This window comes from Hydrogenophaga sp. FW305-3-2-15-A-LB1, assembly GCF_058787875.1.
In genome coordinates this window covers 1-5,652 of sequence record NZ_JBYTAE010000152.1, presented here as the reverse complement: position 1 = coordinate 5,652, position 5,652 = coordinate 1, and the positions used below count along the sequence as shown (strand labels likewise).

General features: G+C 68.8%; 5 protein-coding genes and 1 pseudogene. 4 read left to right on the top strand and 2 right to left on the bottom strand.

Features of this window, described 5'->3' with window-relative positions; all coding sequences use genetic code 11:
• Window positions 1-163 precede the first annotated feature (163 nt).
• From AC3WPZ_RS27480 to AC3WPZ_RS27470, 3 genes and pseudogenes are all read left to right on the top strand, one after another.
• Window positions 164-1,168: a tRNA dihydrouridine synthase gene (locus tag AC3WPZ_RS27480; RefSeq protein ID WP_444687093.1), complete on the top strand. Its 1,005-nt coding sequence runs from the start codon at window positions 164-166 to the stop codon at window positions 1,166-1,168.
• Window positions 1,169-1,201: 33 nt separating this feature from the next.
• The gene (gshA, locus tag AC3WPZ_RS27475; RefSeq protein WP_444687092.1) at window positions 1,202-2,761 is read left to right on the top strand and encodes a glutamate--cysteine ligase; all 1,560 of its coding nucleotides are present in this window, start codon (window positions 1,202-1,204) and stop codon (window positions 2,759-2,761) included.
• 35 nt (window positions 2,762-2,796) lie between these two features.
• Window positions 2,797-3,746 (top strand): annotated as a pseudogene (locus AC3WPZ_RS27470) (dienelactone hydrolase family protein).
• On the opposite strand, the gene AC3WPZ_RS27465 reads toward AC3WPZ_RS27470, so the two are convergent.
• Window positions 3,727-4,362 (bottom strand): NAD(P)H-dependent oxidoreductase, encoded by a 636-nt coding sequence (locus AC3WPZ_RS27465; RefSeq protein ID WP_444687090.1) that lies wholly within the window; start codon window positions 4,360-4,362, stop codon window positions 3,727-3,729. The pseudogene AC3WPZ_RS27470 and the gene AC3WPZ_RS27465 overlap by 20 nt on opposite strands.
• Before the next feature lie 75 nt (window positions 4,363-4,437).
• Here AC3WPZ_RS27465 and AC3WPZ_RS27460 point away from each other — a divergent pair, with 75 nt between their 5' ends.
• Window positions 4,438-5,046, top strand: a complete 609-nt coding sequence (locus AC3WPZ_RS27460) for a TetR/AcrR family transcriptional regulator (RefSeq protein WP_444687089.1) — start codon at window positions 4,438-4,440, stop codon at window positions 5,044-5,046.
• A gap of 31 nt (window positions 5,047-5,077) precedes the next feature.
• On the opposite strand, the gene AC3WPZ_RS27455 is transcribed toward AC3WPZ_RS27460, so the two are convergent.
• Entirely contained in the window at window positions 5,078-5,548 is a 471-nt protein-coding gene (locus AC3WPZ_RS27455; RefSeq protein WP_382156290.1) for an SRPBCC family protein, read from the bottom strand.
• Window positions 5,549-5,652: the final 104 nt, after the last annotated feature.

Sequence of the window (5,652 nt, the reverse complement as noted above, 5' to 3'; positions counted from 1 at the left end):
CGGCGACCGGGGGGGACGGCGCAGCGAAGTCAAGGAGGAGAACCGGCGAAGCCGGTTCGGGGGACATGAGCGGAGCCGTCCCCCCCGGTCGCCGATGACCGGACCAGCCGGAGAAAAAGAGCAACACATCCACACATTCTCCAGGCAAAGGACAATACGCAGCATGCTGCTGCTGGCCCCCATGGAAGGATTGCTCGACGCCACCCTGCGCGATGTGCTCACGCGCACGGGCGGGATCGACCGCTGCGTGAGCGAATTCATCCGCGTGACCAACACCGTGCTGCCCGAGCGTGCCTTCATCCGCGTGGTGCCCGAACTGCTCAATGGCGGCCGCACCCGTGCCGGCGTGCCCGTGCGCGCCCAACTGCTCGGCTCCGACCCGACCCTGCTCGCGGAAAACGCAGAACGCCTGGCCGGCCTGGGCCCGCACGGCATCGACCTGAACTTCGGCTGCCCCGCCAAGACCGTCAACCAGAGCCGGGGCGGCGCCGTGCTGCTCGACGAACCCGAGCTGGTCGGGCGCATCGTGGCGGCCGTGCGCCGCGCCGTGCCGGCCCACATGCCCGTCTCCGCCAAGATGCGGCTGGGCTACAACGACGACGAACGCGCCGAAGACTGCGCCCACGCCATCGCCGAGGCCGGGGCGGACGAACTCGTGATCCACGCGCGCACCAAGGCCCACGGCTACCGGCCTCCCGCCTACTGGGACCGGCTGGCCGAGGTGCGCGCCTCGCTGCCACCGGCCCACCGGCGCCTGCCGGTGATCGCCAATGGCGAAATCTGGACCGCGGCCGACGCCGCGCGCTGCCGCGAGGTGACCGGCTGCGAACACCTCATGATCGGCCGAGGCATGGTGACCGACCCCGGCCTGGCCCTGGCCATCAAAGGCCTGGGCGGTGTGCCCTGGTCGGTCCTGCCCCCGCTGTTCGAGATCTTTTGGCGGCAGGTGAGCGCCCGCGTGGAGCGCCGCCACCGCTCCGGGCGGCTCAAACAATGGCTCAACTACCTGCGCAAACGCTATCCCGAGGCCCAGGCCGCGTTCGACGAACTGCGCCTGGTGAACGAGCCCGACGACATCGAGGCCTGGCTGCGGCGGGCCCAGGGACCGGACATCCTTACCACAGAGTCGATCCGGGCGCTGCCAGCAGAAATGGCGCCGGCGTGTTAACTTCCGGCCCCGGACCCGAACCACGACGCCTGTATGACCTCTCTCGAACAACGGCTGGCCGCCCTCCCAGGAGACCGTCTGCGCGGCATGCGTCGCGGCATTGAAAAGGAAAGCCTGCGCGCCCAGCCCGACGGCAAACTGGCGCTCACGCCACACCCGGCCGCGCTGGGCAGTGCGCTCACGCACCCCCACATCACCACCGACTACAGCGAGTCCCAGCTCGAACTGATCACGGGCGTGCACGACAGCGTCGAAGCCTGTCTGGCCGAGCTGACCGAAGTCCACCAGTACACCGTGCGCAGCCTGCGCGCCCAGGGCGACGAGATGATGTGGGCGTCGAGCATGCCCTGCGGCCTGCCGCCCGACGAAACCATCCCCATCGGCCGCTACGGCTCGTCCAACGTGGGCCGCGCCAAGAGCGTCTACCGCATGGGCCTGGCGCACCGCTATGGCCGGCGCATGCAGACCATCTCGGGCATCCACTACAACTGGTCGCTGCCAGGCGTGGACAACGAAGGCTACTTCGCGCTGATCCGCAATTTCCGCCGCCACGCCTTCCTGCTGCTCACGCTGTTCGGCGCCTCGCCCGCGCTGTGCTCCACCTTCGTCGAAGGCCGCCAGCACGAGCTGCAGAAACTGGGCGACACCGGCACGCTGTACATGCCGCACGGCACCTCGCTGCGCATGGGCCGCCTGGGTTACCAGAGCGAGGCCCAGGCCACGCTGGCGGTGAGCTACAACGGCCTCGAAGGCTACGCGGCCTCGCTGCACGACGCGCTCACGCGCCCCTGGCCCGCGTACGAGGCGGTGGGCATCCGCAACCCGGGCGGCGACTACAACCAGCTCGCCACCACGCTGCTGCAGATCGAGAACGAGTTCTACGGCACCATCCGCCCCAAGCGCGTGATCCGCCCTGGCGAGCGCCCGCTGCACGCCCTGCGCGAGCGCGGGGTGGAGTACATCGAGGTCCGGCTGATGGACCTCAACCCCTTCGAACCCATCGGCATCGGCGCGCCCACGCTGCGTTTCCTCGACGTGTTCCTGCTGCACTGCCTGCTGTCGGACAGCCCGCCCGACACGCCGGCCGAGATCCGCGAGCTCGCGCACAACCAGCACCTGACCGCCGCGCGCGGCCGCGAACCCGGCCTGAACCTGATGCGCAACGGCCAGAGCGTGCCGCTGATGCAGTGGGGCGCCGAGCTGCTGGAGCAGCTCGTCCCGATCGCCGCGCTGCTGGACGAGGCCCACGGTGGCAACGAGCACGCCCTGGCCGTGGCCCTGGCGCAAGGCCATCTGCAGGACCCCGACAAGCTGCCCTCGGCCCGCGTGCTGCAGGCCATGCACAAGCACCATGGCGATTCCTTCGTCGCGTTCGCGCGCGCCCAGTCGCGCGTGACGCACCAGCACCTGGCGGGTCTGCCCTGGGCCAGCAAGCTGCAGGCGAAGTACGAAGCGATGGCCACGAAGTCGGTGGAAGACCAGCGCGCCATCGAAGCGGCCGACTCCATGCCGTTCGAGATTTACCGGCAGGAATACACCTCGCCGGCGCGGCTGGGCCGTCCGCAGGCGCAGACCGCGTCGCTGGCGGCCTGAGGCAGGGCGGCAAAGCCCGCCTGACCGGATGGGCAATGGCCCGCCCGGCCCCGGGGGGACCTATCCTGCGATCTTTTTGCCGGAGATCGCCCATGACTCGTCTGACCGCCGCCGACTTCGATCAGGAACTGCTGATCCTGTTTGACGCCTACGTGCATGGCGACATCGACCGCCGCGCCTTCCTGGACCGCGCGTCCAAGTTCGCGGTGGGCGGCATGACGGCGGCGGGCCTGCTGGCCGCGCTCAGCCCGAACTTCGCCGCCGCCCAGGTGGTGCCGGCGAACGACCCCCGCATCAAGACCGAGACGGTGAGCGTGCCTTCGCCGATGGGTTACGGCACCATCAAGGCCTATGTGGCCAAGCCCGTGGCGCCCCCCGCCGGCGGGCGCCTGCCGGCCGTGCTGGTGGTGCACGAGAACCGGGGTCTGAACCCCCACATCGAAGACATCGCGCGCCGCCTGGCGCTCGACGGTTATCTGGCATTCGCGCCCGATGCGCTCACGCCGCTGGGCGGCTACCCGGGCGACGAGGACAAGGCGCGCGCCCTGTTCGCCCAGCTCGACCAGGCCAAGACGAAGCAGGACTTCCTGGCCTCGGCCGCCACGCTCAAGGCCCGGCCGGACGGCAACGGGCGCATCGGCGTGGTGGGGTTCTGTTATGGCGGGGGCGTGGCCCACACGCTGGCCACCGAGCTGCCCGACCTGGCGGCGGCCGTGCCCTACTACGGCAACCACCCGCCGGTGGAGGCCGCGGCCAAGGTGAAGGGCCGCTGCTGATCCATTTCGCGGGGGTGGACGAGCGCATCAACGCGGCCTGGCCGGCCTACGAGGCCGCGCTCAAGGCGGCGAGCGTGCGCTACACCGCGCACCAGTACCCGGGCACCCAGCACGGCTTCAACAACGACACCACGCCGCGTTTCGACGCCGCCGCGGCCAAACTCTCGTGGGACCGCACGCTGGCGTTCTTCAGGCAGCACCTGGTGTGATCAGCCGTTCGCCACCGGCCGACGTGGCGCTTTCCGCGAACGCATTCCCGCCCAGGGCCCGCGCCGTGACCACATGGGACGCCGCCGCCTGCCCATTCACATCGAGCAGGAACTCCGAGGTGACGACCCGCGCGCCGCAGAAATCGAAGATGCCGTGGTCGATCTGGGTGCGCATCGCCTTGTCGTAGCCGTGCCGCGCATAGGTGCCGCCGTCCGCGCCGCCGATGCCGATGAGGTGGACCGCGAGGCGGCCCAGCCGCTTGCCCAGCGTGCCGTCGGGCGCCTCGTCGTAGGCCCATCCATTGGCGAACACGCGGTCGATCCAGCCTTTGAGCTGACCGGGGAACGACCACCAATAGACGGGATAGACCAGCACGAGCGCGTCGGCGCGGTCGATGCGCGCCTGCTCGCGCAGGACGTCCGAAGGCATGGGCTTCTGGAGAAAGTAGGCGTTGCGGTCGGCCTGGTTGAAAGCCGGGTCGAAGCCTTCCGCGGCAAGGTCGGCGAACTCGGTGGTGTGCTCGCCCGAGGCCGCAATGCCCTCGGCAAACGAGCGCGCGACGGCGTGTGTGAGGGACTGGGCATCGGGATGGCTGACGACGATGAGGGCGTGCATGGTGGCTCCTTGGGGTTTGGGTGTAAACTACCTTTGGTAATCTACTGTCCGTAGGTTACCTTTGGTAGGTTAACAATGTCAAGCCATCCGATGAACCCTGTTGATCAAGCCACGCCGAAGAAGCGCCTGTCCAAGGAAGACCGCAACCGCCAGCTCATGGAGGTCGCGTGGTCCATCGTGCGGGGCGAAGGCACCGATGCGCTCACGCTGGGCTACCTGGCGGAGCGCGCGGGGGTGACGAAGCCCGTGGTGTACGACCATTTCGGCACGCGCACCGGCCTGCTCAGCGCGCTCTACGAGGAATACGACAACCGGCAGCACGCCTTGATGGACGAGGCCCTGCAGGTCTCGGGCAAGTCGCTCCCGGCCGTGGCGAAGGTGATCGCTGCCACCTATCTCAACTGCGTCATGGCGATGGGCCGCGAGATGCCCGGCGTCAGCGCGGCGCTGGCGGGCTCACCCGAACTCGACGCCCTGAAGAAGAAGCTGGAGGCGGCGTTCCAGGCGAAGTGCCAGGCCGCGCTGCAGCCGTTCGCGAAGCAGCCCATCGGGCCGGCAGGCATGCGCGCCATGCTGGGCACGGCGCAGGCCGTGTCGTTCGCGGCGGCCGCGGGCGAACTCGACCCGGCGGATGCCGAGCACGAGATCTACGACGCCATCGTGCGGATCGCGCGCAGGACTTGAAACGCGCTCACTGAAGGCGGCAAGGGGCGGATCAGGCCTCGCCGCCGAAGCGCTTGATGAGGTTGGCGATGTACTTTTCGACCAGCTTCTCGAACTCGCCCTCGACCACGGGGGCCACCACCATCTTCATCAGGCCGGGCAGAGGCACCTCGATCTCGCCCTGGATGGCCAGGGTCAGGCCGGTGGACTTCTTGTTGTCCACGATCTTCCAGTTGCCGCCCACCAGGGCGTTGCCCACGCCCTTGACCGGGGTCCATTTCACGGTGCCGCGCGCTTGGTCGCTCACGTATTTGCTGGCGTACACGGTCTGGATGTTCACCTGCGCGGTGCCGACCTTTTCCATTTCCCACTGGTAGACACCGCCGCCCAGGTCGCTGAGCTTCTCCACCTTCGGGAAATGGCTGACCGACTCGGGCACATTGGAGAGCACTTCGAACACCTCGGCCGCCTTGGCCTTGACGTCGAACTCGTAGCCCAGATCGATCTTGACGGTGATGCTCATGAGGCGCCTCTGCGGGTGTTGGATTGAGGCCGATTGTAGGGACGGCCCAGGCGCGCGACCCCGGGAGTTACACCAAGGCACAATCCCTGCACCCGCCCCGCAAC